General features: G+C 47.7%; 21 protein-coding genes and 1 pseudogene. 11 read left to right on the forward strand and 11 right to left on the reverse strand.

All coding sequences use genetic code 11. The features are described 5' to 3' along the window. Positions 1–88 precede the first annotated feature (88 nt). Positions 89–244, forward strand: coding sequence for a hypothetical protein (locus KXD37_RS19850; RefSeq protein WP_010333377.1), 156 nt, complete (start codon positions 89–91; stop codon positions 242–244). Positions 245–402: 158 nt separating this feature from the next. Next, the gene (locus tag KXD37_RS19855) at positions 403–540 is read left to right on the forward strand and encodes a YflJ family protein (RefSeq protein ID WP_010333376.1); all 138 of its coding nucleotides are present in this window, start codon (positions 403–405) and stop codon (positions 538–540) included. Between the two features lie 37 nt (positions 541–577). Here the strand turns inward: KXD37_RS19855 and KXD37_RS19860 are convergent, their stop codons facing one another. Continuing rightward, positions 578–1,243: an MOSC domain-containing protein gene (locus KXD37_RS19860; protein WP_263463702.1), complete on the reverse strand. Its 666-nt coding sequence runs from the start codon at positions 1,241–1,243 to the stop codon at positions 578–580. Positions 1,244–1,309: 66 nt separating this feature from the next. Here KXD37_RS19860 and KXD37_RS19865 point away from each other — a divergent pair, with 66 nt between their 5' ends. After that, the gene (locus tag KXD37_RS19865; RefSeq protein ID WP_010333374.1) at positions 1,310–1,585 is read left to right on the forward strand and encodes an acylphosphatase; all 276 of its coding nucleotides are present in this window, start codon (positions 1,310–1,312) and stop codon (positions 1,583–1,585) included. On the opposite strand, the gene nosA is transcribed toward KXD37_RS19865, so the two are convergent. The 6 genes and pseudogenes from nosA to KXD37_RS19895 form a co-directional block, all read right to left on the reverse strand. After that, positions 1,576–2,667 carry a nitric oxide synthase gene (gene nosA, locus KXD37_RS19870; RefSeq protein WP_024120566.1) on the reverse strand — a complete coding sequence of 364 codons (1,092 nt, stop codon included), beginning with the start codon at positions 2,665–2,667 and terminating at the stop codon, positions 1,576–1,578. The genes KXD37_RS19865 and nosA overlap by 10 nt on opposite strands. Before the next feature lie 121 nt (positions 2,668–2,788). After that, a complete protein-coding gene (locus KXD37_RS19875; protein WP_255004982.1) occupies positions 2,789–3,583 on the reverse strand; it encodes an MBL fold metallo-hydrolase in 795 nt (264 codons plus the stop codon). A gap of 55 nt (positions 3,584–3,638) precedes the next feature. Beyond that, a complete protein-coding gene (citM, locus tag KXD37_RS19880; protein ID WP_255004983.1) occupies positions 3,639–4,940 on the reverse strand; it encodes a citrate transporter CitM in 1,302 nt (433 codons plus the stop codon). A 197-nt stretch (positions 4,941–5,137) separates the two neighbouring features. Then, positions 5,138–6,097: a tripartite tricarboxylate transporter substrate binding protein gene (locus KXD37_RS19885; RefSeq protein ID WP_059353399.1), complete on the reverse strand. Its 960-nt coding sequence runs from the start codon at positions 6,095–6,097 to the stop codon at positions 5,138–5,140. A 2-nt stretch (positions 6,098–6,099) separates the two neighbouring features. After that, entirely contained in the window at positions 6,100–6,780 is a 681-nt protein-coding gene (locus tag KXD37_RS19890; RefSeq protein WP_106021448.1) for a response regulator, read from the reverse strand. After that, positions 6,752–8,384, reverse strand: a pseudogene (locus KXD37_RS19895) (ATP-binding protein). The gene KXD37_RS19890 and the pseudogene KXD37_RS19895 overlap by 29 nt, the downstream one beginning before the upstream one ends. 234 nt (positions 8,385–8,618) lie before the next feature. Between KXD37_RS19895 and KXD37_RS19900 the strand changes: the two are divergent. The 4 genes from KXD37_RS19900 to KXD37_RS19915 are packed head-to-tail and all read left to right on the forward strand — an operon-like array spanning position 8,619 to position 12,454. Continuing rightward, entirely contained in the window at positions 8,619–9,989 is a 1,371-nt protein-coding gene (locus KXD37_RS19900) for a glycosyltransferase family 2 protein (protein ID WP_263463703.1), read from the forward strand. After that, positions 9,986–11,092: a glycosyltransferase gene (locus tag KXD37_RS19905; RefSeq protein WP_095714414.1), complete on the forward strand. Its 1,107-nt coding sequence runs from the start codon at positions 9,986–9,988 to the stop codon at positions 11,090–11,092. Before KXD37_RS19900 ends, KXD37_RS19905 begins: the two co-directional genes overlap by 4 nt. Then, positions 11,079–11,786, forward strand: a complete 708-nt coding sequence (locus KXD37_RS19910; protein WP_106021451.1) for a class I SAM-dependent methyltransferase — start codon at positions 11,079–11,081, stop codon at positions 11,784–11,786. The genes KXD37_RS19905 and KXD37_RS19910 overlap by 14 nt, the downstream gene beginning before the upstream one ends. After that, a complete protein-coding gene (locus KXD37_RS19915; protein ID WP_103672401.1) occupies positions 11,783–12,454 on the forward strand; it encodes a glycosyltransferase family protein in 672 nt (223 codons plus the stop codon). The genes KXD37_RS19910 and KXD37_RS19915 overlap by 4 nt, the downstream gene beginning before the upstream one ends. 105 nt (positions 12,455–12,559) lie before the next feature. Here the strand turns inward: KXD37_RS19915 and KXD37_RS24170 are convergent, their stop codons facing one another. The 4 genes from KXD37_RS24170 to KXD37_RS19940 all read right to left on the reverse strand — a co-directional run bounded on the left by KXD37_RS24170 (position 12,560) and on the right by KXD37_RS19940 (position 23,140). Next, positions 12,560–19,345: an NTTRR-F1 domain gene (locus KXD37_RS24170; protein ID WP_411910722.1), complete on the reverse strand. Its 6,786-nt coding sequence runs from the start codon at positions 19,343–19,345 to the stop codon at positions 12,560–12,562. A 420-nt stretch (positions 19,346–19,765) separates the two neighbouring features. Next, on the reverse strand, positions 19,766–21,202 hold the full coding sequence (locus KXD37_RS19930; protein WP_024120552.1) for an anion permease: 1,437 nt from the start codon (positions 21,200–21,202) through the stop codon (positions 19,766–19,768). A 128-nt stretch (positions 21,203–21,330) separates the two neighbouring features. Beyond that, positions 21,331–22,593, reverse strand: a complete 1,263-nt coding sequence (locus tag KXD37_RS19935) for a pectate lyase (RefSeq protein ID WP_095714410.1) — start codon at positions 22,591–22,593, stop codon at positions 21,331–21,333. 199 nt (positions 22,594–22,792) lie between these two features. Next, positions 22,793–23,140 carry a general stress protein gene (locus tag KXD37_RS19940; protein WP_024120550.1) on the reverse strand — a complete coding sequence of 116 codons (348 nt, stop codon included), beginning with the start codon at positions 23,138–23,140 and terminating at the stop codon, positions 22,793–22,795. 235 nt (positions 23,141–23,375) lie between these two features. On the opposite strand from KXD37_RS19940, the gene KXD37_RS19945 reads away from it, so the two are divergent. The 4 genes from KXD37_RS19945 to yfmE all read left to right on the forward strand — a co-directional run bounded on the left by KXD37_RS19945 (position 23,376) and on the right by yfmE (position 26,881). After that, on the forward strand, positions 23,376–23,744 hold the full coding sequence (locus KXD37_RS19945) for a DUF3212 family protein (protein WP_044163589.1): 369 nt from the start codon (positions 23,376–23,378) through the stop codon (positions 23,742–23,744). A 115-nt stretch (positions 23,745–23,859) separates the two neighbouring features. Continuing rightward, a complete protein-coding gene (locus KXD37_RS19950; protein WP_101860586.1) occupies positions 23,860–24,810 on the forward strand; it encodes an ABC transporter substrate-binding protein in 951 nt (316 codons plus the stop codon). A gap of 71 nt (positions 24,811–24,881) precedes the next feature. Beyond that, positions 24,882–25,883, forward strand: coding sequence for a Fe(3+) dicitrate ABC transporter permease FecD (gene fecD, locus KXD37_RS19955; protein WP_151174830.1), 1,002 nt, complete (start codon positions 24,882–24,884; stop codon positions 25,881–25,883). Further along, on the forward strand, positions 25,880–26,881 hold the full coding sequence (yfmE, locus tag KXD37_RS19960) for a Fe(3+)-citrate ABC transporter permease YfmE (RefSeq protein ID WP_101860588.1): 1,002 nt from the start codon (positions 25,880–25,882) through the stop codon (positions 26,879–26,881). The genes fecD and yfmE overlap by 4 nt, the downstream gene beginning before the upstream one ends. Positions 26,882–26,887 lie beyond the last annotated feature (6 nt).

A 26,887-nucleotide genomic window follows, 5' to 3' on the forward strand; every position in this document is an offset into this window, starting at 1 on the left:
ATATGCCCGGCTTCTTTATATTGTCACAGCCCGGCCCATCCAGATATGCTACACTAGGATTAATGTCTTGAAAGGAGCCTTTGTCCGCATGTGGTTTATTATTTTTGGAATCGTCTTTTTCATTGAAGGCATCATCATGACCGTTTTCGGCGTGAAGAAAAAAAACGGGATGCTTACATATATCGGTATTGTGTTCAGCATCATGACACTTGGCATTGTCGTGCTGAAACTCACCGGGCATTAAATCATATTCAGCGTTTACTCCGCATATACATACAGGAAGAACGTTCGCATCATTAGTGCGAAAGACTCAGTTTTTCCCGCATCTCTTTTCAGCATCTTTTGATAGATGTTACAATGCCAATCGTTTGGTCAATCAGATAGGGAAAGGAGTTTTCTGACATGCATTACGGCAGTAAAGGCTGGTATGTGGCAGAATTAAAAAAGCAGGGCATCACGAAATATGAAGGAAGAAAGCTTCAAAGCTATAAAACCTATTTTCTTGCCAACCTGCTTGAAACAAAGAAAAAACAATCCTGACATGGTGAAGCCGCGCACGTTTAGATGCGCGGCTTTTTTATTGAATCGGAAGCAGCCTGTCCCGTTTTTTGATAAAGGAAGATCTCCAGCTTTCCGACAATGCTTCTTCACTTAATATCCGTTCAATGGCGGCGAGATTTTTTGTGTCATGGTATTTGATATGGTTTGCGAATTGGACGGATATGCCTTTTTCGCCTCTGGACAGCAGGTCGAGCTTGGCGCCCGGAGCAACCCTGCCCTCTTCCAGCACGCGAAAATAAAATCCCGTATATCCGGTTTGCTGAACTTTCAGCACCATATCCTTTACACCAAACTTTTTGGCCAGTTTTATACACGGCTGACGCGGCTGGCTGACCTGAACAACGGCATCATCAAGCTGAAAGACATCCCCTATGCAAACGTCCTCCTCAGTCAGGCCTTGCACCGTAAGATTTTCACCAAACGCGGCGTCCGGGAGCGGTCTTGAGAGAAACTCCGTCCAAAACGGATAGTGCTCCGCGGAATAGACACAGACAGCCTTATCAGGGCCGCCATGATTGACGAGGTCCGCCTGTCCGTCTTCCTCAAAATTCTCCCGATACAGCATCACTGCGGAATCTGCCGGCCGCTTCATAATGCCGGTCTCTATTTTCTTTCCGTCATATTCAAGCGTCTGCGGCTTTCCCAGATTAAGAGAAAGAATGGAATAATGAGCTGATGTCATACGAACACATCTCCTTTACAGGATATAAAATGATTGATTATCATAAAAAGAAAAGGTGGTTTTTACATGCTTCAATATCGAATCGTTGCTGACGGCCGGGTTCAAGGTGTCGGTTTCCGCTACTTTGTTCAAGCGGAAGCCGATAAGCATAAACTCACCGGCTGGGTCAAAAACCGTGATGACGGGCGTGTCGAGATTTTGGCCGAAGGGCCTGAAAACGCCTTGCAATCATTTCTTGAGGCCGTGAAGAAAGGCAGCCCCTTTTCAAAGGTTACCGGCATCTCTGTCACTGAATCCAGCAGCCTTGAAGGCCATCACCGGTTTTCAATAGTCTATTCGTAAGGCTTATCCTGATAAAAGTAATTCGGCTTGACGATTGAATTGTCATAAGATCGGTGAAAAATATGTGTGGAGGCGGGTGAAATCGGCGGTATCAGCCACGTCCAGTCACCCGTCAGCTTTCTGCCCGCTTCTTCCTCCTGTTCTTCAAACCGTTTAAACTGGCTTGCAGCCGTGTGATGATCGACGATGCTGACGCCGTGCTTTTTATACGAGTGCAAGACAGCTTTATTCAATTCAACAAGCGCCTGATCCTTCCATAAATCCGCATTGTAATCAGTGGCAATACCGATAACGGATGCCACTTTTTTGAGCTTATCATACCGCTTTTCATCAGCCAGATTTCTCGCACCGATCTCCGTTCCCATATACCAGCCGTTAAACGGTGCGGCATTATAATGAACGCCGCCGATCTCAAGCCTCATATCCGCAATAATCGGCACGCCGTACCATTGCAGCTTCAGGTCAGAAAACGCTTCGAATTCCGGGTGGGTCAGCGGAACTTCTATCACCAGTGACCGGGGCAGCTCATACCAGACCGGCTGTTGGTCACCCTTCATGCGGAAAATAAGCGGCAGCAAATCAAAATCAGTCCGATCTCCGCGCCAGCCGAGCTGCTCACAGGCTGCGGTGAGAGAACGGGAAGCAGGATCGCCGATTCTTTCTCCGTCGGACTCATATCCCGCGTACCGGATCAGCTGATGATTCCAGATCTCGACTTGCTTTTCGCCCTTCTCTTCCGGAGGGAAAATCGTAATGGTCGGCCTGATTTTCCCGTTATTTGTGGCGGTTTCAATGTGATGAAACAGAGCGTCCCGTACTTCTTCTTTTGTCGTGACGTCACGTCTGTCAATGACATTCAGCGAATTCCAGAACAGTCTGCCGATGCAGCGGTTGCTGTTTCTCCAAGCCATTTTCGCCCCGTGCGCCAGCTCTTCCTTTGTATGTACATAGCTTCCAGTCCGGTCAATCTCACTTTTAATGTCATCGAGACGGTCTTGCGCTTCATCCTCCTTTCCGAGTTCCTGATAGCAATTGGCAATAAACGCTTTCGCTTCGTTCCAGAGTATTTCTTTATCTTCCAACAAACTCTCTCCTCCAAATCGCATTCATGCTTCTCATTGTATCGTTTTTGAGCGGGAAGACAAATGATTTTTCTGCATCTTCTTGGAAAAACAAATAAAAAAACACCCGCGTTTGCGAGTGTCAAAGGGATGATAAATGATGGGCCAATTCCATTAAATCACTGCGAAAGTTTCTGCCTGTCATTGGGATGCCGTGCCCGGTCAGCAGCGCTTCCGGTTCTCGTTCGGCAAGTCTTTGAATCGACTCGGCGGCCATCTCAGTGTCAGGTGTGAAATAAGCCGGCGGGCCGTGAAGCTCCTGTTTTTGAATGAAGACGTCAGCCATTTTTTCCTGTTCAACTGTAATCACCGCATCGCCAGCGACAAGCACACGGCCGTCCTCGCGGAATAATGAAATATGGCCCGGTGTGTGGCCCGGTGTTGCGATCCAGATCCACTCGTCCAAAAACGGAACAGTGCCGTCTTCAGGCAGTGCTTGAACATGAGCGGAAATATCGATCGAATGGCGCGGAAACAGCGGCGACAGCTTGGCAACCAGACCGCTTTTGCTGTCTGGCCTCGCCGGCGGATAATCCTCTTTTCCGGTCACAAAAGGCATTTCCCGCGAATGGACATAAACAGGAACATCCCAATGCTCAAGGATCTCTTCAATGGCCCCGATATGATCAAAGTGCCCGTGTGTCAGAATAATGGCCTTCAAGTGGTAGTCATCACCGAATCTTTGTTTTGCTTCGTTTAAAATCATGCCGGCTGATTGAGGCATGCCGGCATCTATTAAAATAAATGAATGAGGTTCAGAAGGATACTGAATAAAATAGACATTCGCAATTTGCACGGTCAGACCATGTACACCCTCTGCGGCCTCGAACCCAGTCCCGCTTCTGACTGAAGTCAGCGGCATATAAGGATCACTCATGAAGACACCTCCGGTACGTTGTATGCCGTTAGTGTATGTCATTCCGCCTGAATTATCATGCAGAAATCGAAATGGCACCGATCAATAAAGCGGTAACCGTCATGACAATCACGGCGAGAACCGCCCATTTCAAAGCGAATTTTTGATGATCGTCAATTGAGACACCGACAAGCCCGACAAGCAAATGTGTTGATGGCACTAGCGGACTCAGCATATGAATCGGCTGCCCGATAATTGAGGCTCTGGCAATTTCGACTGTATCAACACCGTATGCGACAGCCGTTTCTGATAAAATCGGCAGCACTCCGTAAAAATACGCGTCATTCGGCATGAGAAATGTGAAAATGCCGCTAGTTAATGCTACAATTGCCGGGATCAAGCCGCCCATTTGTTCAGGAATCATCGACACAAGCGAAATCGCCATTTCGTCAACCATTTTGGTGCCTGTTAAAATTCCCGTAAAAACGCCTGCTGCAAAGATCATGGAGCCAATGGCCAGCACGTTGCTTGAATGTGCTGAAATACGCTGTCTCTGATGATCGAGGTTCGGATAATTCACAATGAGTGCAATACAGAATGCGATGACAAACAGCACCGTTAAACTGACTTTGCCTGATACTAAAAATCCTATCAATGAAAGCGTTAACAACAAATTGAACCACCAAAGCTTCGGCCGCTTCCACTCATCTTCAACCGAAGCGGCTGGTTCGTTGACATCGGCCGGCTGGTTCAGCTCAATCACGCCGAGTCGTTTGCGCTCCGCTTTACCCAGCACATACGCAACTGCGACCATACAAAGCATTCCGCTCGCGATCACAGGGATCATCGGCCCGGTCAGCTCAGCCGGATCAACCCCAAGCGCGCTCGCCGCCCGCGGCGTCGCGCCTCCCCACGGGATCGTATTCATAATCCCCATGCCGACTCCGGCAATTCCCGCCAATATAATCGGCCGGATGCCGAGCAGCAAATAGAGCGGAAGCATCGCGCTTGTTGTAATCATATAGGTTGTTGAACCGTCTCCATCCAATGCAACAAGCATCGTAAGAACCGCTGTCCCGACAACGATTTTTAACGGATCGCCTTTGACCATATTTAATATTTTGGCAACCATCGGATCAAAAAGCCCAGTGTCAATCATGATTCCAAAATATAAAATCGCAAACATAATCATAACAGCCGTCGGCGCCACCTGCTGAATCCCCGAGATCATCATATCGCCAACTTCAGTGAACCCGAAACCAGCTATCAGCGCAAACACAATCGGCGTCAAAACCAATGCCGTCAGGACAGAAAGCCGTTTTGTCATGATCAGTACCATAAACACAAGCATCATAAGAAATCCTAAGATTGCTAACACATTCATTCCCCCTTTAAATGAATCCGCTTACATTTTATCCCCTATTCCCCTTTTGCCTTTTTGTCATCGTATGAGAAAAACGGTCTCAAGTAAATAATTTGGTTTTTTTGTATTTTTAATTTTTTAAAACCGTTTTGTTCTTTTTGGTCATTTCTAAACACAAAAAAGCATTCCGCCTACGGCAGAATACTTTTTGCTTAATTGCCTGTCATGATGGTTTGATAAAACGCTGATTGTTCTTCAAGAAACCGTTTCGTTTCCTTGCTGTTTAAATAAAAGCTCTCCCAGTCCTGCTCGTTTATTTTCTGCTTCCATTCGGGCGAGGATGTCACCTTTTTTAATGCTTGGTCCCAGTAAGAAATCTCTTCCTCAGACATGTTTTTCGGCCCCAGCACCCCTCTCCAATGAGAGAAGACAAACGGAATGCCCTGCTCTTTCCACGTCGGCACTTTTGGAAAACCGGGCAGCCTTTTATCTGACGTGACGGCGGCTAATGTAATCTCGCCGTTTCGCTCGTACGGCTTGGCTTCTGAAACAGTCATGGAAGCTGCTTCTATCTCATGCCTGATAAGCGCCTGGATCAATTCTTCACTGCTGTCAAACTGTAAAAACTCAATGTCGAAAGGGTCAATCCCGTACATATCAGCGGCTCTGACGAACGAGAGCTGATCGTCATTGCCAAGCCCCGGAGAAAAACCGATTTTGACTTTGCCAGGATGCTTCTTGATCTCTTTCAGCACATCCTTTCCGCTTTTCAGCGCCGACCCTTTCGGAAGAGCGACAGTCTGCCATTCCTTAGCGAGAATCGCCAGCGGCGTAAAATCATCAGTTTTTAATTTACTTTGTCCGAGCAGGTAATTGCTCAGGATTAAACTGGACATCATACTGATAGTCTTCCTGCCGCTTTGGTTGACATATTTCCAGCCTTTATCGCCTCCGCTTCCAGGTTTATACACAATATGAATCCCGCCTTTCATCAGCTGTTTTTGCCTGAGCACGGATTGAATCGCCTGCGCCGTGACATCCCAGCCCCCGGAAGGCTCGGCAGGCACAACGATCTCAACCGGCCCGTCCGGCAGACGGGGAGCGGCCGCCTTCCGGATGTCACCTTGCATGAAGACCAATAGACAAATGAATAGGATCACACATTTTTTCATCGCTATTCAGCCGCCAAATAATATTTTCTCTCCGGTCTGCCGATAATCCCGTACTCCAGCTCGGCTCGCGCTTCTTCCTTAGACACAAGATACTCGGCATAGCGGCGGGCTGTTGTTCGTGACGCACCCATTGCTTCTCCAAGTTCTTCCGCTGTCATTCCTCTCCCGGCAGTACACAGCGCCTCTTTAATTTTTTTCAGCGTGATCGGATTGATTCCTGTCGGCAAATCCTCCGCAGTGACAGCTCCCTTAGAGCTGCCCCCAAAAATATGGTCAATCATGGATTGGCTGACCTCCGGCTGGGACAGCAGCACCTGCCTTTTTTCTTTATACTGCAGCAGCACCTGTTTGAACTTGTCAGCCGATACAGGCTTTATCAAATAGTTTGCGATCCCCGCCCGCAGCGCTTCCTGTAAGTGGCGGGTTTCCGTTGCGGCTGTGATGATCATAATATCCACTTCCGGAAACCGTCTCCGTATCTCTGGAATCAATGCTGTTCCGAGCTCGTCCGGCATATAAATATCCAATAGCAGCAAATCAGTTTTGTGTGTCTCCAAAAGCAACATTGTCTCTTTTGCATTGCCCGCTTTGCCGATAATGCTGAATCCATCAAGCTGTTGAATCAATCTCTCATGAATTTGCGCAACCCGAAAATCATCCTCCGCAATCACGATGTGAATCAAATGGATTCCCCCTTTGTCTGTTTCTCCTTCGGTATAAAAACAGTAAATACCGCTCCCCCGCTTTTTTGATTTGTCAGCTCGATCCAGCCTCCCAGCTCACGCACTGACTCTTTTACGTTGGCGAGTCCGTAGCCTCTCTTCATCCCCTTTGAAGAGTAGCCCCTTTCAAACACCGCCTCCATTTTATCAGGCGGCACTCCCAGTCCCGTATCGGATACTTCGATAACAATATCCCGTCCGATATCTGTAATAAAACATGAAACCTCCTGTACGCTTTGATCCGCTACAGCTTCGAAAGCGTTATCAATTAAATTGCCGATAATTGTAATGAGATGGGACAAGCCGACATGAGGAGGAAGAGGCCCAAGTGTGCTGTTGTCATCAATCGACAGCTTCACCTTTTTTTCCGACGCTTTGCTCATCTTTCCTAACAAAATCGCCTGCACCTGCTGCGAATGAATATTTTGGAATAAAATATCATGCTGTTCATTTTGGATGGCGTATTCCTCTTTAATCAGTTCAATCGCTTCGTCATATTCACCAAGCTCAAGCAGCCCTAAAATCGCGTATAGCTTATTAGAAAATTCATGAGTCTGGGCGCGCAGGTCCTCTGAGTATTTTCGCACCTCTGTCAGCGTGTCAATCAGCTTTTTCAGTTCTGTTTTTTCTCTGAAGCTGATAACAATTCCATACGCCTGTCCGCCTTGTGTCATGACTTTTGTATTGATAATAAAGACTTGGTCGTTGACGCATACCTCCTGATTCGGCGGCATTTCTTCCTGCTCAAGCACAGACATCAGTTCTGCTCCCGGCATCACGTCATCAACAGGCACGTTCATCACAGGCTCGGGTAGCTTTAGCATTTCAGCCGCCGATACGTTCATCATCGTCACAATGCCTTCACGGTTGGTGGCGATGATCCCTTCCTTAATCGCCCGCAGCATCGCATTCCGCTCCCGATAGAGAGAGGCAATTTCGTGCGGTTCAAGGCCAAGCGTATCCTTTCTGATACTTTTGGCAAGCGCGGCGGCACCGGCAAATCCAAGCAGCAGCACGAGTACAGCCATGAAGCTTAAGTCTCTCAGATGTCTCTTAATGCCTTGCTCTGTCTTCGTCTGCAGAAAATCAACGGACACGCTGCCGATCACTTGGCTGCGCCCCTTTTGTTCCTCGATAATCGGTGCGCTGCCACGAATCACCCTTTGTCCATCCGCTTTTGTCTCTGAGACGTGAGAGCCTCCAAACAGGATTTCTCTGCTTCTCGTCAGATGCTTATTTCCGCTATTTTCCGCGGCGGTTCGGACCATTCCCTTTTCATCAAGTACATAAATCGCATAAGCGCCGGTCTGTTCTTTCATTTGCTCAATGACCTCCTGCGCCTCAGCAGCTTGTCCGCCTTTCGACACGATAAGCTCCTTTGCCGGCGGCATATAGGAAATCGTTCTCGCCGTCTGTACCGCCAGCTGTTCTGCCTGTTTTCGCCCTTCTTTTGTTTGCTGAACGGCAAACGTGACTGTCAGCACGCCAATCACAAAGATCAGCAGCGCCGCAATCAACCCCATTATTTTTGTTTGCAGAGAAAAATGGAATCGCTTTTTCACCACAGCACCAGCCGTCCTTTCTACCTAGATCATACCATTTTTCGCCCGGTCATTTTCTTATTTTTCAAAATCCATTTCTTTGGTGATCAGGATCTATTATTCAGATCAAGATGTTTCCTTGTCACATTACCAGTGTCCAGTTTTGCTGAACAATCCTTTTTTCATGAAGGAATCATTCCGTCTGAACATTTCAATATACATATAGTATCTGAGTGATAAGGTGAAGGGCGGGAGGTTATGGTGAAAACGAGTCTTATTGTGCTGACTTATAATCAATTGGCGTTAACAAAACAATGCTTGGAGAGCATATGGACGCATACCGATGATGACTGTATAGAAGTGATTGTTGTAGATAACGGCTCTCATGACGGGACACAGGACTACCTCAAACAGATCCCTTCAATCAAAACGATTTTTAATGAAACAAACGAAGGGTTTGCGAAAGCCTGCAATCAGGGCCTTGAGGCCGCTTCGGGGGACAATGTTCTTTTTTTAAACAATGATACTGTTATGACAAGTTATTGGCTGGAGCCGATGATCAAGCTGCTTTATCAAGATGATAAAACCGGCATGGTCGGGCCTGTAAGCAATTATGTCAGCGGGCCTCAGCAAATCTCAGTTGATTACAACAGCTTAGAAGGAATCGAAGCTTTTTCACGGCGCCATTGCATGCAGCAGCGGGGCAAATCAAGAAGCGTTTTAAGGCTGGTCGGATTTTGCCTTCTTGTCAAAAAAGAGGTACTGGACAAAATCGGCTGCTTTGACGAGCGTTTTGGAGGCGGTTCATTTGAGGACGATGATTTGTGCCTTCGCGCTCTGCAGGCAGGATATCAGCTGAAAATCGCCCTTGATTCGTTTGTGCATCATCACGGGCATGCCACGTTTTCCGGAAATCCAGATTTAAGCATCAGCCGATTATATCAGGTCAACCGCCAAACCTTTATAGATAAATGGAAGCACGATGTGACGGCTTTTATTGATCCCCAGCCAGAGCTGACAGCCCTTGTGCCTTCAAAAGCCCGCTCCATCCTGCATATCGGCTGCGGCGCGGGAGCTGCGGGTGCAGAGCTATTGAACCGGCAAACCTGTACATTGTACGGCATTGAAGAAGATGCATTGCTACGTACAATGGCAAGCGCCTATTATGAACAAGTCACGTCAGCAGATACGGAAACACGCGGCCTTCCTTACCCTGAGGCTTTTTTCGATACCATTTTGATAGGAGACCTTTTGAGCTGCTCGATGCATCCCCGGCGAACGATTGAGGCTCTTGCCGTTTATCTAAAGCCTTCAGGCTCATTGATTTGCAGTATCCCGAATGCAGCTTATGCAGACACGTTTTTTTCTTTATTATGTGGAACACCGGCACACACACATTTCATCACGCCTCAAAACGTAAACACACTATTTCCCGAACACCTTTATGACATAAAATCAACCTCCCATTTAGCCGTTCCTGAATCGAACATACAGCTGTTTTTACAAGAAGTTGAATATCTTGCCGGGCAATTTGATTTGCCTTTGGATCACTTATCAAAACATGCTCAGATTGATTACATGTTTGTCCATGCAATGAAGAAAAAACCTGAAGCGGAGGTGGCGATATGATTTCGATCAGTCTATGTATGATCGTGAAAAATGAGGAAGCCGTTATCGGCCGCTGCTTAGATTCTGTGCGCAGGATTGCTGATGAAATGAACATTGTGGATACCGGCTCAGTTGATCAGACGAAAGACATCGCTGCCCGTTATACAGACCGTATCTTTGATTTTGAATGGATAGACGATTTTGCGGCCGCCCGAAATTTTTCGTTTCAGCAGGCAACAGCTGACTATATTTTATGGCTTGATGCCGATGATGTGTTTACCGAGAAGGATCAAGAACTGTTCTTGGATTTAAAAAGAACGCTTGATCCGCATATTGACGCGGTATCAATGAACTATCACCTGGCGTTTGATGAAGAAAACAACGTCACATCCAGCTTAAGAAGATACCGGCTCGTAAAACGGGAAAAGGGCTTTAAGTGGATCGGCGCGGTTCATGAATATTTAGAGGTGTACGGAAATCTCCATCATAGTGACACAGCGGTTTCTCACATGCCTCTTAGCCATGACGCTGACCGAAATCTGCGAATTTATGAAAACATGGCCTCGTCAGGAAAGGATTTTTCGCCAAGAGATTTATTTTACTATGCGAACGAGCTGTGTGATCACGGAAAAATAGAAAAAGCGATAGAATACTATTTGCGTTTTTTGAAAACAAAGCAGGGATGGGTTGAGGATAATATCAGAGCCTGCAATAAATTAGCAGATTGCTATCATTCATTGGGACTGAAGGAAAAAGAATTAAACTGGGTGCTCCACACGCTCGTCTACGGACCTCCCAGAGCGGAAACGTGCTGCAGATTGGGATTCTCTTTTTTAGAAAAAAACGATGTCCAAACCGCTGTCTATTGGTATGAAAAAGCAATAGAAGATAGAGGCTCAGAAAGCTTGGCTTTTCAGAACCGCGCCTGCGCCACCTGGCTGCCTCACTTACAATTAGCCGTCTGCTACGATAAGCTTGGCCAGCATCAGCTTGCCTACCAGCATAATGAATCGGCTTTACAATACCGTCCTCATGATTCAAGAATGCTTGCCAACAAAACATACTTTGAAGAGGTCCTGCAGCAGCAGGCTGGCTCCGGAGGTGAACATCATGGAAATCAATAAAAGGTCACTTGCTGATTCTATGAAAGAATATGAGCGAAAAGATAAAGAGTATTACAAAAGCATCAACCGGCAGCTGTTTGACCTGGTAGAACCCCATGCGAAAACCATTCTTGAGGTCGGATGCGCCGAAGGCCTGTTTGGCGCAGCTGTTAAGGAAAAAATGAATTGCTCCTATTTTGGGGTCGAATCATATCCGCCAGCTGCCGAAAAAGCCGCTCATCACATTGACGAAGTGATAACAGGAGACATCGAAACATTGAAGCTTCCTTTTGAAAAAAACACATTTGATCACGTCATCTTCGGCGATGTATTGGAGCACTTAATAGACCCTTGGACAGTGTTAGCTAACATGAAGCCTTACGTAAAAGAAACAGGGAGCATTTTGGCAAGCATTCCGAATATCGGGCATATCTCAATTTTTGAAAGTCTGCTGACCGGCAAATGGACGTATACACAGGCTGGGCTGCTCGATAAAACACACTACCGTTTTTTCACCTTGCAGGAAATGAAGAAGATGTTTCATGAAACAGGTTACAAGGTCAGCCAGATCAATCCTATTTCCTTTACGACTCACTATTATGAAAAAATGATCAGCAAACTGGCACATGTCAAAGCAAACATGGGAATTCACCATGCAAATTTCGAGGAGGAAGCCAGAGCCTATCAATATGTCATAAAGGCGCAAAAAAGATGAAACAGCATCTAAATGAAAATTCCATTTGCTTCATTACATGTGTTAATGATGACACCCTTTATGACCTCTGCCTGAGACATATCCAGTCTCTATCAGTACCGCCGCATATGGAGGTTGAGTTAATTGATATACGAAAGGCTGACAGTATGGCCTCCGGCTACCAGGCGGCAATGCATCAGTCAGACGCAAAATATAAAGTGTATGTCCATCAGGATACATTTATCATCAATCGTTCATTTATTTACGATATCCTGCATGTCTTTCAGCAGAACGATGCGCTTGGCATGATAGGCGTCATAGGAGCTGAAGAAGTGCCGCAAAGCGGGATTTGGTGGGAGGCTTCTAAAAAAGCGGGAAAAGTCATTGAATACCGCAGTACGTATAGCTATTTGTCGTTTGATGAGATAGACGGAATCGTAAAAACAGTTGAAGCATTAGACGGTTTATTGCTGGCCACCCAGTACGATCTCCCGTGGCGGAAAGAGATCTTTGACGGCTGGCATTTTTACGATACTTCTCAATGCTTTGAGTTCAGGAAAAAGGGATATCTTGTCGGTATTCCTCATCAAAAAGAGCCATGGGTCATACATGCTTGCGGCAATGAGTTTGATTCTGACCAGTATTCTGATTACCTTAAAAGATTTTTGGGGGAATATTTCAAAACATGATAAGTCTTTCATTGGGCACAACAAGAAACCTACTTTTTTTATAAAGTAGGTTTCTTGTTTCAAATGCTTGAATTTTAAAAAAGAAGTGACTCTCATTCTCTATTATTAAGGGAACCTAATAGCATTTATATCTAGGTTTAGTGCGGTGCTGCCACTCACATTACTTATTGTGGTAAAGATTATCCTAACCTCATAAGAAGTCGTGCCTGTGACTGTTGTAGTATCTACATACGTTGTAGCAATTGGAAATCTTGACGTAATGGCAGCATTAACATTTCTTTGGACAGAGCGTATATCTACCAATACTCCGTTTCTATAAATTCTGGTTTGGAAAGTAAAGTTCGAGTTAGCTGTCGTTGTCACATCAACAGAAATGGCAAAATCTAATTTTATTAATTGGCCAGCGACTGTTGGCAGACTTAAAGTCCCAATTGACGTTTCAGTACCGTTAACAGCAACTGAAACTGGGCCTGCTACCTCATTGTAAAACAGCTGCGGATTTGCCCCGGTTGGTCCGGTTACTCCTGTTGCTCCGGTTGATCCAGTCGATCCCGTTGCTCCTGTTGGACCTGTTGGTCCCGTGGCTCCGGTTGGTCCGATTGATCCCGTTGGTCCTGTTGATCCCGTTGCTCCGGTTGCTCCCGTTGCTCCGGTTGCTCCCGTTGGTCCTGTTGATCCGGCTGATCCAGTTACTCCCGTTGCTCCGGTTACTCCTGTTGATCCAGTTTCTCCAGTCGCTCCGGTTGATCCGGTTGGTCCTGTTACTCCTGTTGATCCCGTCACACCTGTTACTCCTGTTGATCCCGTCACACCTGTTGCTCCCGTTGATCCTGTTGATCCGGTTGATCCCGTTGATCCAGTTTCTCCTGTCGCTCCGGTTACTCCAGTTACTCCTGTTGCTCCAGTGACTCCGGTTGATCCGGTTACACCAGTTACACCTGTTGGTCCTGTTTCTCCAGTGACTCCGGTTGATCCAGTTTCTCCTGTCGCTCCGGTTGATCCCGTTGGTCCTGTTGGTCCTGTTGGTCCAGTGACTCCGGTTGATCCTGTTACTCCCGTTGCTCCGGTTACTCCTGTTGATCCAGTTTCTCCAGTCGCTCCGGTTGATCCGGTTGGTCCTGTTTCTCCCGTCGCTCCCATTGATCCGGTTGGACCTGTTGGTCCGGTCGCTCCGGTTGATCCTGTTACTCCTGTTGATCCCGTCACACCTGTTGGTCCAGTCGCTCCGGTTGCTCCCGTTGATCCTGTTGATCCTGTCGCTCCGGTTGATCCGGTTACTCCAGTTGATCCGGTTGCACCAGTTTCTCCTGTCGATCCTGTTGATCCCGTTGGTCCTGTTGGTCCAGTGACTCCGGTTACTCCGGTTGCTCCCGTCGCTCCGGTTGATCCGGTTACTCCGGTTGCTCCCGTCGCTCCCGTCACTCCTGTTGCACCAGTTGATCCAGTTTCTCCAGTTGCTCCTGTTACACCAGTTGCACCTGTTGGTCCTGTTGATCCAGTTGATCCGGTTACTCCAGTTTCTCCAGTTACTCCAGTTACTCCGGTTACACCAGTTGCTCCTGTTGATCCTGTTGGTCCTGTTGATCCTGTTGATCCCGTTGCTCCGGTTGGTCCTGTTTCTCCGGTTACTCCTGTTGATCCAGTTGATCCGGTTGCTCCCGTCGCTCCGGTTGATCCGGTTACTCCAGTTGATCCGGTTGCACCAGTTTCTCCTGTCGATCCTGTTGATCCCGTTGGTCCTGTTGGTCCAGTGACTCCGGTTACTCCGGTTGCTCCCGTCGCTCCGGTTGATCCGGTTACTCCGGTTGCTCCCGTCGCTCCCGTCACTCCTGTTGCACCAGTTGATCCAGTTTCTCCAGTTGCTCCTGTTACACCAGTTGCACCTGTTGGTCCTGTTGATCCAGTTGATCCGGTTACTCCAGTTTCTCCAGTTACTCCAGTTACTCCGGTTACACCAGTTGCTCCTGTTGGTCCTGTTGATCCTGTTGATCCCGTTGCTCCGGTTGGTCCTGTTTCTCCGGTTACTCCTGTTGATCCAGTTGATCCGGTTGCTCCAGTTACTCCTGTTGGTCCTGTTTCTCCAGTTACTCCGGTTGATCCTGTCGCTCCGGTTGCACCAGTTGATCCAGTTTCTCCAGTTGCTCCTGTTACACCAGTTGCACCTGTTGGTCCTGTTGATCCAGTTGATCCGGTTACTCCAGTTTCTCCAGTTACTCCAGTTACTCCGGTTACTCCGGTTACACCAGTTGCTCCTGTTGATCCTGTTGGTCCTGTTGATCCTGTTGATCCCGTTGCTCCGGTTGGTCCTGTTTCTCCGGTTACTCCTGTTGATCCAGTTGATCCGGTTGCTCCAGTTACTCCTGTTGGTCCTGTTTCTCCAGTGACTCCGGTTGATCCTGTCGCTCCGGTTGATCCGGTTACTCCTGTTGATCCGGTTACTCCAGTTGATCCGGTTACTCCAGTTGATCCGGTTACTCCAGTTACACCTGTTGTTCCGGTTGATCCGGTTACTCCAGTTGGACCTGTTGGTCCGGTTGATCCGGTTACTCCAGTTGGACCTGTTGGTCCTGTTTCTCCAGTGACTCCGGTTACTCCGGTTGCTCCCGTCGCTCCGGTTGATCCGGTTACTCCAGTTGATCCGGTTGCACCAGTTTCTCCTGTCGATCCTGTTGATCCCGTTGGTCCTGTTGGTCCAGTGACTCCGGTTACTCCGGTTGCTCCCGTCGCTCCGGTTGCTCCCGTCACTCCTGTTGCACCAGTTGATCCAGTTTCTCCAGTTGCTCCTGTTACACCAGTTGCTCCTGTTGGTCCTGTTGATCCAGTTACACCAGTTGCTCCTGTTGGTCCTGTTGATCCGGTTGATCCGGTTACTCCAGTTGCTCCAGTTACTCCAGTTACTCCGGTTACTCCAGTTGCTCCTGTTGATCCTGTTGGTCCTGTTGATCCTGTTGATCCCGTTGCTCCGGTTGGTCCTGTTTCTCCGGTTACTCCGGTTGCTCCAGTTGATCCGGTTGGACCTGTTTCTCCGGTTACTCCGGTTGCTCCAGTTACTCCTGTTGGTCCTGTTTCTCCAGTTACTCCGGTTGATCCTGTCGCTCCGGTTGATCCGGTTACTCCTGTTGATCCGGTTACTCCAGTTGATCCGGTTACTCCAGTTGATCCGGTTACTCCAGTTACACCTGTTGTTCCGGTTGATCCGGTTACTCCAGTTGGACCTGTTGGTCCTGTTTCTCCAGTGACTCCGGTTACTCCGGTTGCTCCCGTCGCTCCGGTTGATCCGGTTACTCCGGTTGCTCCGGTTGCTCCAGTTACTCCTGTTGGTCCTGTTTCTCCAGTTACTCCGGTTGATCCTGTCGCTCCGGTTGATCCGGTTACTCCAGTTGATCCGGTTACTCCAGTTGATCCGGTTACTCCAGTTACTCCAGTTACTCCGGTTACACCAGTTGCTCCTGTTGATCCTGTTGGTCCTGTTGATCCTGTTGATCCTGTTGATCCCGTTGCTCCGGTTGGTCCTGTTTCTCCGGTTACTCCTGTTGATCCGGTTGATCCCGTCGCTCCGGTTGGACCTGTTTCTCCGGTTACTCCGGTTGCTCCAGTTACTCCTGTTGGTCCTGTTTCTCCAGTGACTCCGGTTGATCCTGTCGCTCCGGTTGATCCGGTTACTCCAGTTGATCCGGTTGGACCTGTTTCTCCGGTTACTCCGGTTGCTCCAGTTACTCCTGTTGGTCCTGTTTCTCCAGTGACTCCGGTTGATCCTGTCGCTCCAGTTGATCCGGTTACTCCAGTTGATCCGGTTACTCCAGTTGATCCGGTTACTCCAGTTGATCCGGTTACTCCAGTTACACCTGTTGTTCCGGTTGATCCGGTTACTCCAGTTGGACCTGTTGGTCCTGTTTCTCCAGTGACTCCGGTTACTCCGGTTGCTCCAGTTACTCCTGTTGGTCCTGTTGGTCCTGTTTCTCCAGTGACTCCGGTTGATCCTGTCGCTCCGGTTGATCCGGTTACTCCAGTTACACCTGTTGCTCCGGTTGATCCGGTTACTCCAGTTGGACCTGTTGGTCCTGTTTCTCCTGTTGCACCTGTTACACCAGTTGATCCGGTTGCACCAGTTGGTCCTGTCGATCCTGTTGATCCAGTTGGTCCTGTTGGTCCAGTGACTCCGGTTGATCCGGTTACTCCGGTTGCTCCCGTCGCTCCGGTTGATCCCGTCACTCCTGTTGCACCAGTTGATCCAGTTTCTCCAGTTGGTCCTGTTGATCCAGTTTCTCCAGTTGCTCCTGTTACACCAGTTGATCCGGTTGATCCGGTTACTCCGGTTGATCCCGTCGCTCCTGTTGCTCCGGTTGCACCTGTTGATCCGGTTGCTCCAGTTACACCAGTTGCTCCTGTTGGTCCTGTTGATCCAGTTTCTCCAGTTGCTCCTGTTACACCAGTTGATCCGGTTGATCCCGTTGGTCCTGTTGATCCTGTTGCTCCGGTTGATCCGGTTACTCCGGTTGCTCCCGTCGCTCCTGTTGCTCCGGTTGCACCTGTTGATCCGGTTGCTCCAGTTACACCAGTTGGTCCTGTTGATCCAGTTGATCCGGTTGATCCTGCTACACCAGTTGATCCGGTTGCTCCAGTCGCTCCTGTTGCTCCGGTTGCTCCCGTTGATCCAGTTTCTCCTGTCGATCCTGTTGATCCGGTTACTCCAGTTACTCCTGTTGCTCCAGTTACTCCGGTTACACCAGTTACACCTGTTGGTCCTGTTGGCCCTGTTGCTCCGGTTACTCCAGTTACACCTGTTGCTCCGGTTGATCCGGTTACTCCAGTTGGACCTGTTGGTCCTGTTTCTCCTGTTGCACCTGTTACACCAGTTTCTCCTGTCGATCCTGTTGATCCCGTTGGTCCTGTTGGTCCAGTGACTCCGGTTGCTCCGGTTGGTCCCGTCGCTCCGGTTGATCCTGTTAATCCGGTTGATCCGGTTGGTCCTGTTGGTCCTGTTTCTCCCGTCGCTCCCGTTGATCCGGTTGGTCCTGTTTCTCCCGTCGCTCCCGTTGATCCTGTTGCTCCAGTGACTCCGGTTACTCCTGTTGATCCAGTTTCTCCTGTTGCTCCGGTTGATCCGGTTGGTCCTGTTGCTCCCGTTGATCCAGTTACTCCTGTTGATCCAGTTTCTCCAGTTGCTCCTGTTACACCAGTTGATCCGGTTGCACCAGTTTCTCCTGTCGCTCCGGTTGCTCCGGTTGATCCGGTTACTCCAGTTACTCCTGTTGCTCCGGTTGGACCTGTTTCTCCGGTTGATCCTGTTGATCCTGTTGCTCCCGTTGATCCTGTTGCTCCGGTTACACCAGTTACACCTGTTGGTCCTGTCGCTCCGGTTGGTCCTGTTTCCCCGGTTGATCCTGTTACACCTGTTGGCCCTGTCGCTCCGGTTGGTCCTGTTTCCCCGGTTGATCCTGTTACACCAGTTACACCTGTTGGTCCTGTTGGTCCTGTCGCTCCGATTGATCCAGTTGATCCGGTTACTCCGGTTGGTCCCGTCGCTCCGGTTGATCCTGTTAATCCGGTTGATCCGGTTGGTCCTGTTTCCCCGGTTGATCCTGTTACTCCAGTTTCTCCGGTTGCTCCCGTCGCTCCTGTTGATCCCGTTGATCCAGTTTCTCCGGTTGCTCCCGTCGCTCCCGTTGATCCGGTTACTCCGGTTGATCCTGTTGATCCCGTTGATCCCGTTGCTCCTGTTGCTCCGGTTACACCAGTTGATCCGGTTGGTCCTGTTGCTCCGGTTGGTCCTGTTGGTCCTGTTGCTCCGGTTGGTCCTGTTGGTCCTGTTGATCCAGTAGGTCCGGTTACTCCGGTTGGTCCTGTTGGTCCTGTTGGTCCTGTCGCTCCGGTTGATCCGGTTACACCAGTTACACCAGTTGGTCCTGTTGGTCCGGTTGATCCGGTTGGTCCTGTTGATCCAGTAGGTCCGGTTACTCCGGTTGGTCCTGTTGGTCCTGTTTCCCCGGTTGATCCGGTTACTCCAGTTGGACCTGTTGGTCCCGTCGCTCCGGTTGATCCTGTCGCTCCGGTTGATCCCGTTGATCCGGTTACTCCATTTACTCCTGTTGATCCAGTTACACCTGTTACTCCAGTTGGCCCTGTCGCTCCGGTTGATCCGGTTACTCCAGTTGGCCCTGTTGCTCCGGTTGATCCGGTTACTCCAGTTGGACCTGTTGGTCCTGTTTCTCCTGTTGCACCTGTTACACCAGTTGATCCGGTTGCACCAGTTTCTCCTGTCGATCCTGTTGATCCCGTTGGGCCTGTTACACCAGTTGATCCGGTTGTTCCAGTGACTCCTGTTGATCCTGTGACACCAGTTTCTCCTGTTGCACCAGTTGATCCGGTTGCTCCGGTTGCTCCAGTTGCTCCAGTTGCTCCCGTCGGCCCAGTCGGCCCGGTTGGTCCAATCCCCCCGGTAGACTCTATTAAAGAAACATCATCAATTAGAACAGAACCAAAAGTAGCTTTACTTATTACCACTACTGCATTTACTGCTTCTGAGGGAGGGGCAATTGGTCTATATATTTCATTCCATGTATTAAATGAGACATTTGGCAAATTTCCGGCAGCAATGATCATTTCCTGTCCGCCTTCAATCTGTTCTCCTTCACTGTTAACAAATAGAATTTGTATAGTGACTTGAGGACTTGGATTGTTCCCCGTTTTCCCAAGCGAAACAGTGAATATAAGAGATTGTCCAGAAACGACAGGCACGATCTGCCCTAAAAAAGCATAAGGCTGGCTGCTGATAAACTGTGCGGAATAGCTTCCAGAATGGGCAAAAGTATTAATAACGGACGTATTTGCAAAAGCCCAGCCCGTCAGATTGCCTGTTTCAAAACCTCCATTTACAATCACATTATTCACTCAACTTCATTCCCCGCCCTCTTTGATTAATTCCAGCTATTATATGCAGGAAAATCATCATCGGTCTGTAAGGTGACTAACCAAAATAAAAAAAGGTGATTGTCCCTTCATCACCTTTTGATAACCTGTTGCCTGAAAAATGCGATTTGCCGCATGTAACTGGATATGCTGCTAGTACGCCGGACATTTCTCACTAGATTAAGCAATCACCTGCCAATCATATTTTCCCGCTTTCTTCTCAGTTCTTTGCTTTTTATACCAACTTTTCATATGCCGGCTACTATAACGAGAGGCATAATCCCGTTTTGTTCTTGCGCTGAAACCCATCCATTATAAACCACCTCATACTCTGTTGCTCACGCCCTAAAGTAATGTGATCAAACATAAAAAAAAGGCAGACCGCGTCTGCCTTTTTTCTTTCTACCATATCCCTAATAATTTCCACCATAATCCGCCGATCACAAGCCATGTGACAATATGAACGATCGACAGGATAAATCCGATAGACCACCATTTGCCTTGCGAAATGTAGCCTGCTCCGAAGAAGACCGGAGCCGCTCCAGAACCGTAGTGGGTTGTTGACCCGAACAGATTGCTGAAGAATGCGAGGCTCAGCGCTGCTAAAAGCGGCGGTGCGCCCGCTGCCACAATAACAGCCAAAAATGCTGAATACATCGCACTGATGTGGGCTGTCGCACTTGCAAAGAAGTAGTGAGAGTAATAATACACAACAATTAAAATTAAAAATGCCACAATCCAAGAGAACCCTGATACAGATGATTTCATGGCGTTGCTGAACCAAGAAACCATGCCTAATTCATTCAGGAAGTTGGCCAGCATAACAAGCGCCGCAAACCAAGTGAGCGTATCCCAAGCGCCCTGTTCTTTCTTGATATCATCCCAAGTCAGAACCTGTGATAATAAAAGAACTGACAATCCGATCAGTGCGGTTGTGGTTGCGTCGATGTTGAAGCTGCCGCCAAAAATCCAAAGAGCAAGCACTAAAAGAAACACAATAACCATGGAAAGCTCTGATTTTTTAAATGGTCCCATTTCTTTCAGTTTTTCGGTTGCGATTTTCGCTGCGTCCGGTGTTTCTTTAATTTCCGGCGGATACAGCTTGTAAATCACAAGCGGTGTGATGATTAAGCTTACAAGTCCCGGCACAATCGCGGCAATTGCCCAGCTTGTCCATGTTAAGTCCACCCCTGCGACATCATGGGCCAGCTTGGCAATCAGCGGGTTTGCCGCCATCGCCGTCAGGAACATAGCAGATGTAATCAAGTTTCCCTGAAAACCGGTTTTTAATAAGAAAGCACCGATTTTTCTTTCTGTTCCATCTGCCGGGCTTGATCCGAATGTTTCGGATAATGATCTGATAATAGGAAATATAATGCCTCCTGCACGCGCCGTATTACTTGGAATAGCAGGTGATAATATTAAATCACTGAACAGCAGTGAATAAGAAAGTCCAAGGGTTTTCTTCCCGAATTTCTGAACGAATACATACGAAATTCTCGCACCTAGCCCGGTTTTGATAAATCCCCGGGAAATAAAGAATGCGATGACGATAAGCCAGATGGTCTTATTCCCGAATCCGCTTAATGTATCCTCAATTGATAGTGTTCCAGTTAATGCAGTAACCGCCAATGCAAAAATTGCAATTGCACCCATTGGCAAGGGCTTGGAGATAAAGCCGATAATTGTCGCGACGAAAATCGCAAACAAATGCCATGCTTTAGGTTCAAGTCCGGACGGAGCGGGAATAAACCAGATGATTAGTCCCACAGCGACAGTAATAAGCAATGGAACAAGCTTTACTGCTGACTGTTTTCCTGCGTCTTTTTCTGAAGCCATAAATAGGTCTCCTCCTATATACTTGTTTTCCGATCCCCTTTTTCATTCTACTCCTTAACTAAGTTAATAAACATTTTAATTAATTAAAAAACACAAAGGTGAGCAGCCCTTTGTGTTTTTTTCATTTCTTAATTTAGTTTACCCGCGCCCGCTTGAGATATAACATTTGACTTCACATTCGCGGAAGCATCAATTGATCCGTGCAGAGATGGTGTCCATCCGACAGAAGAGCTCAGCCCGTTTGCAGCCGATGCGTTGATCTGCGTACCGTTCAGCAATGTGCCGGAATCATATAAAGCCGTTCCCCCGCTGAATACGCTGATCGTTTTAGCAGCAGTCAATCCCGGAACGTCAATGGCATTGTTTTGTGCATAAATTTTTGATGATTTTCCGATTCCCCACGCATAGCTAAAGGCATAATCTGATGAGTTTTTATTGCCTTCATAATAGTTGTTGTAAACGTGTACCTGTCCAAAACGGACTCTCGGTGCGCGCTGAACGATATTTTTGTAGCGGTTATGATGCAGTGTGATTTTTAATTTGCCGTCGTCGGAAGTTTTGCTGTCGCTTGATCCGAAAATGGAGCTTTTATCATGATCGTGATAGAAGTTATAAGACATTGTAATGTAGTTAGCGCCGTTAGAGGCATCAGTTTGGCCGTCATGGTGCTGATATTCTCTTCCAAAATACTTTGGAGAGGTACTGTCTGGACGCGAACCGTCATTAAACGTACAGTGATCGATCCATACATGTGTACCGCCGTTTATTGTGATGTTGTCATATTGAGAATTCCAGTTTCCTGAACTTCCGTCAGTCGGGTCCCATTGAGGGAAATAGTCATATGCGTCTTGGAATTCGATATTGCGGATAATGACGTTATCACTCTTGATCTGGAAGTTTCCGCCCAGAACTTTAGCATTTGACCCTGAACCGACGATCGTCGTATTTGCAGGGATATCCACCATCACGCGTGCCTTTTGATTTTTCTGTGAGCGTGCTCTGGCCTCTTCCTGTGTTCCGGATGGCTCTTTTTTGCCCCATGTGCTTGGGTCATAGGCTTTCAAATATTTGTTCAAATCGTACTCTGGATCTTTATAATCATTCAGACCAAGCGGCTTCAGATTGTCATCGACATTCATGTCAATCGTTCCCTTGATATAAATGATTTTTGGCGTTGTGTTGGTGTCCTTGCCCAAAGCCGAAACGAGCTGATTTCTGTTGCTGACTGTATACACGTGGGATGACGAGGCTTTTGATCCGCCTGTCGTGCCGGTCGAGTACGCTCCCCAGCCATCATTTGACCCTAACGTCTGATGGCCCAAATCCGCTGCGTTCGCCCCAACCGGAGTCAAGCCTAATAACAAAGCCGTGGCTAACATCACTTTTTTCATTCAGTATGAACCCCCATTTTCTATTTTGTGAGAATTTGTTCCATATTCTCACAAAAAACATAATAGCAAATTCATGGGCATCCATAACCGAAAATGTACGGCTTTTTATTGCGGCATCCTGCAAAAAAACACCGCAAAAACCGCAAATATAAAAAACCCCAAAAGGACGATAATCGCCTTTTGGGGTTACATTCCTGCATTATGCCCAAGATTTTACTTTTTCGTTGTCTGTCACAAAGAGAAGCACTTTCCCTTCATCGAGCCGTTTTTCAAACTGAGCCGCTTCGTCTTCTGAAAAACCGATTTCGTGGATTTTATTGCGAAGCTCGTCTCCTTTTTTATTAAATATGTTCCCTACCGCATGTTTGAAACCTGTTTCTTTGGCTCCGATCGTGTTGGCATTCGTGTTGTCTGCCAGTCGTTCCGTTCTGTCATCGTCGTGAGCTAAGACGTATACATCCTCTTTTGCGACACCCATTTGCTGTAATTCTTCTACATCCTTCATGAGCTGTTCATCGTTTGTATACTCTCTTACAACTGGTTTCATATCCAATTCCTCCTTCATCATGTCTATGTTATATTCATACCCGATCCTTTTTCTATGAAACAGCATCCAGAGCATTGGGCACAAAAACAGGAAGAATGGTAGTAGATATTTCATTTCTAACCATGGTAAAGTGATAGAACGAGAGTATTTTCAGAATAGTCAAAATCAAAACCGCTGCACGGAGCGCCCGAACATGAATCGCCATTTTTATCCGTACAAGCAGGAGGTATGTCCAATGCAATACTTTTCACCAGAACAGCAATACAATGCGTGGGTTGTGAGTGATTTAGTAAAACAGGTCTTCCATCAGCGTGTCGGCTATTCAGCCGGCATTCACCAGCTTGCCATCTTTGCCGAAGAAACATTTCACATCGATATTGACTTTGTTTTCTCTATTGTCATGAATATCGGAGACATTGAATTTGCGCTCTCTGAAGAAATCGAAAAAAAATTGTCCGGCTATCTCAGCGTTCTTCTTCCCCATGTCAGCAGAGATATGCTTGAAGCCTCTAAAGCCAACGCCAGTTCGTTTTTATCCCACAGACACGGCGATGCTGTGTACGATTTATTTGTGCCATATGACCCATACATCAAAAAAACATAAAGCAGCCGCTTCTGTTTCTTTATTTAAAAAATATTGACATAGGAAGCCATGCTATTATAGTGTTTATTTGTGATAATGATTCTCATTATTAAATTCAGAAAAAAGGAAGAAAACAATGCGCACCTATCCTAACAAGTTTATTGCCATCATCAGTGTTTTATTAATCGCTTGTTTCATTATATCCGGCTGTTCATCAAGTCAGGATAACAGCGGCAGCAAAGCCGGAAGCAAATCTAAGGATTCAAGAGTCATTCAGCACGAAGACGGGAAAACAACAGTGACCGGCACACCTAAAAAAGTCGTTGTGCTTGAGCTTTCATTCCTGGATGCTGTTTACAACCTCGGCATCACGCCGGTAGGCATCGCCGATGACAACAAAAAAGACATGATTCAAAAGCTGGTCGGCAGCTCGATTGATTATACATCAGTAGGCACGCGAAGCGAACCGAATCTTGAGGTCATCAGCTCCTTGAAGCCTGATTTAATCATCGCTGACGCTGAACGCCATAAAAACATTTACAAACAGCTGAAACGAATCGCACCGACCATTGAATTGAAAAGCCGGGAAGCGACTTATGATGAAACAATCGACAGCTTCAATACCATTTCTAAAGCATTAAATAAAGAAAAAGAAGGAAAAGAAAAGCTCGCCGACCATACAAAGGTCATTGACGATCTGAAAGCGGAGCTTCCGAAAGATGAAGACCGCAGCATCGTTCTCGGCGTGGCAAGAGCCGATTCCTTCCAGCTTCATACGTCATCTTCTTATGACGGAGAAATCTTCAGCATGCTCGGCTTTACGCACGCCGTGAAGTCAGATAACGCGTATCAAGAGGTCAGCCTCGAGCAGTTAAGCAAAATCGATCCTGATATTTTGTTTATTTCAGCCAACGAGGGTAAAACAATCGTAGATGAGTGGAAAAAGAATCCGCTTTGGAAAAACCTAAAAGCGGTGAAAAACGGACAAATCTACGATGCAGACCGCGACATTTGGACAAGATTCAGAGGAATCAAGTCCAGTGAAACAAGCGCCAAAGACGTGCTCAAAAAAGTGTATAATAAGTAGGACAAAAGAGAAGCGAGGAGAATCCTTGCTTCTTCGTTTTTGCAAACAGACGCAGCAAGGAAGTGAGACTGTTGTATTACTCAGCCAAACGGCGCTCATCATCAAGATTGATGGTTTTTATCATTGCACTGATCATCCTTATTTTCGGGCTTGGGCTGAATCTCTCAGTAGGCGCCTCAGACATCGGCATCATTGATGCTTTGACATATCTTTTTGTATGGGACGGTTCAAAAGAACAGCTTATCATCTCTACTCTTCGCCTCCCCCGCACATTAATCGGCGTTTTCGTCGGCGCCAGCCTGGCTGTAGCAGGGGCGCTGATGCAGGCCATGACAAGAAACCCTCTGGCTTCACCTCAAATTTTCGGTGTGAATGCGGGTGCATCGCTGTTTGTCGTTGCTTCTCTCGTCATTCTGCCGGCGTCGTCCTACTCTTCGGTTGTGTTCGCTTTTGCAGGTGCGGCGGCAGGCGGCGCAATTGTGTATATGATTGCCTCTTCCGGCGGAATGACACCTGTCAAACTGGCGCTGTCAGGAATGGCGGTGCATTTGTTCCTGTCCTCCATGACACAGGCGATTATTATTTTAAATGAGTCGGGAGAGGATGTGCTGTATTGGATGACGGGTGCGATTGACGGCAGCAATTGGCAGGACGTCATGACCATTGCCCCGTTTTCTGTCATCGGCATTGGACTTGCCCTTGTGTTTTCAGGTCCCGTTTCTGTTCTCGGTCTCGGTGATGAAACCGCAAAAGGACTCGGGCAAAACATGAACGGCATGCGGATTCTGATCAGCTTTATCATTTTAATTCTATCGGGCGCTTCTGTGGCGGTTGCCGGCCCAATCGGCTTTGTCGGGCTGCTCATCCCGCATATCGTCCGCAAGCTGATCGGAGAAAATTACAAGTATGTGCTGCCTTTTTCAGCGCTGTTCGGCGCCATCTTATTGGTGTACGCAGATGTCCTGGCCAGATGGATTGCATTCCCTTATGAATCCCCGGTCGGCATTGTCACCGCCATTATCGGCACACCATTTTTCTTATATTTAGCAAGGAAAGGGCGAAATCTGAAATGAAGAAATCAACCAGAAAACAAAAACGCCCCTTGCTGGCCATCCTTATATTGGCTGTCATCTTGCTAGTGCTGTCCGTGATCAGCATCGGCTTCGGGGCATTGTATATTTCACCTGATGCGGTGGTTACGAATCTGTTAGGGATGGATCATTCCTTCGAGTTTATTATTCAGCAGTACCGGCTCCCCCGCATTATACTGGCGATTCTGGCAGGCGCCGGGCTTGCCGCTGCCGGAGCCATTTTGCAGGGTGTCATCCGAAATCCCCTTGCGTCTCCGGACGTTGTCGGAATTTCAAAAGGGTCCGGACTGGCCGCCATGGCCGTTATTCTCATTTTTCCTGAGTCTCCGGTCTACGTGCTGCCGTTCTCCGCATTTGCCGGAGCAGCCATTATTGCTGTAGTATTATTAATGATAGCCCGCAAAAAAAGCATTCAGCCCTCATCATTGGCTTTATCAGGCATTGCCTTAGGCGCGGTCTGCCACGCCGGCATGCAATATATGATGGTCAAATTTCCGGGGGACGTTAATGCAGCGCTCATTTGGCTGACAGGCAGCCTCTGGGGGAGAAACTGGGAAGAAGTCAAGCTCCTTGCGCCATGGCTGCTTGTCCTTTTGCCGATTGTCTGCATCCTCATTCCGAAGCTGGATCTGATGTCACTCGGAGATGAGCTAGCGCAGGGTCTCGGCGAAAACGCAAACCGGCTGAGATTCATCCTGATTTTCACCGCAGTTGCACTGGCGGGGAGCTGTGTAGCCGTCGTCGGATCAATCGGTTTTATCGGGCTGCTTGCTCCGCATATCGCCAGAAGGCTTGCCGGAGAAAAAGCTAAATATTTACTGCCTGCATCGGCATTAATCGGTGCTATTATATTACTAATCGCAGATACATTAGGACGCGGCATCATGCCTCCGGTTGAGATACCCGCCGGAATATTGACAGCTGTGATCGGCGCGCCTTATTTTTTATATTTATTGAAATTCGAAGCGAGGAAACAGTAGGGAGAG

The sequence above is a fragment of the Bacillus sp. XT-2 genome, from assembly GCF_025696525.1.
GTDB classification, from domain to species: domain Bacteria; phylum Bacillota; class Bacilli; order Bacillales; family Bacillaceae; genus Bacillus; species Bacillus halotolerans.

Excerpts from the sequence above, each read along its gene's own strand:
- KXD37_RS19850 (WP_010333377.1), top strand. The coding sequence starts at position 89 with ATGTGGTTTATTATTTTTGGAATCGTCTTTTTCATTGAAGGCATCATC.
- KXD37_RS19855 (WP_010333376.1), top strand. The coding sequence starts at position 403 with ATGCATTACGGCAGTAAAGGCTGGTATGTGGCAGAATTAAAAAAGCAG.
- KXD37_RS19860 (WP_263463702.1), bottom strand. The coding sequence starts at position 1,243 with ATGACATCAGCTCATTATTCCATTCTTTCTCTTAATCTGGGAAAGCCG.
- KXD37_RS19865 (WP_010333374.1), top strand. The coding sequence starts at position 1,310 with ATGCTTCAATATCGAATCGTTGCTGACGGCCGGGTTCAAGGTGTCGGT.
- KXD37_RS19875 (WP_255004982.1), bottom strand. The coding sequence starts at position 3,583 with ATGAGTGATCCTTATATGCCGCTGACTTCAGTCAGAAGCGGGACTGGG.
- KXD37_RS19885 (WP_059353399.1), bottom strand. The coding sequence starts at position 6,097 with ATGAAAAAATGTGTGATCCTATTCATTTGTCTATTGGTCTTCATGCAA.
- KXD37_RS19900 (WP_263463703.1), top strand. The coding sequence starts at position 8,619 with ATGGTGAAAACGAGTCTTATTGTGCTGACTTATAATCAATTGGCGTTA.
- KXD37_RS19905 (WP_095714414.1), top strand. The coding sequence starts at position 9,986 with ATGATTTCGATCAGTCTATGTATGATCGTGAAAAATGAGGAAGCCGTT.
- KXD37_RS19910 (WP_106021451.1), top strand. The coding sequence starts at position 11,079 with ATGGAAATCAATAAAAGGTCACTTGCTGATTCTATGAAAGAATATGAG.
- KXD37_RS19915 (WP_103672401.1), top strand. The coding sequence starts at position 11,783 with ATGAAACAGCATCTAAATGAAAATTCCATTTGCTTCATTACATGTGTT.
- KXD37_RS19930 (WP_024120552.1), bottom strand. The coding sequence starts at position 21,202 with ATGGCTTCAGAAAAAGACGCAGGAAAACAGTCAGCAGTAAAGCTTGTT.
- KXD37_RS19935 (WP_095714410.1), bottom strand. The coding sequence starts at position 22,593 with ATGAAAAAAGTGATGTTAGCCACGGCTTTGTTATTAGGCTTGACTCCG.
- KXD37_RS19940 (WP_024120550.1), bottom strand. The coding sequence starts at position 23,140 with ATGAAACCAGTTGTAAGAGAGTATACAAACGATGAACAGCTCATGAAG.
- KXD37_RS19945 (WP_044163589.1), top strand. The coding sequence starts at position 23,376 with ATGCAATACTTTTCACCAGAACAGCAATACAATGCGTGGGTTGTGAGT.
- KXD37_RS19950 (WP_101860586.1), top strand. The coding sequence starts at position 23,860 with ATGCGCACCTATCCTAACAAGTTTATTGCCATCATCAGTGTTTTATTA.
- yfmE (WP_101860588.1), top strand. The coding sequence starts at position 25,880 with ATGAAGAAATCAACCAGAAAACAAAAACGCCCCTTGCTGGCCATCCTT.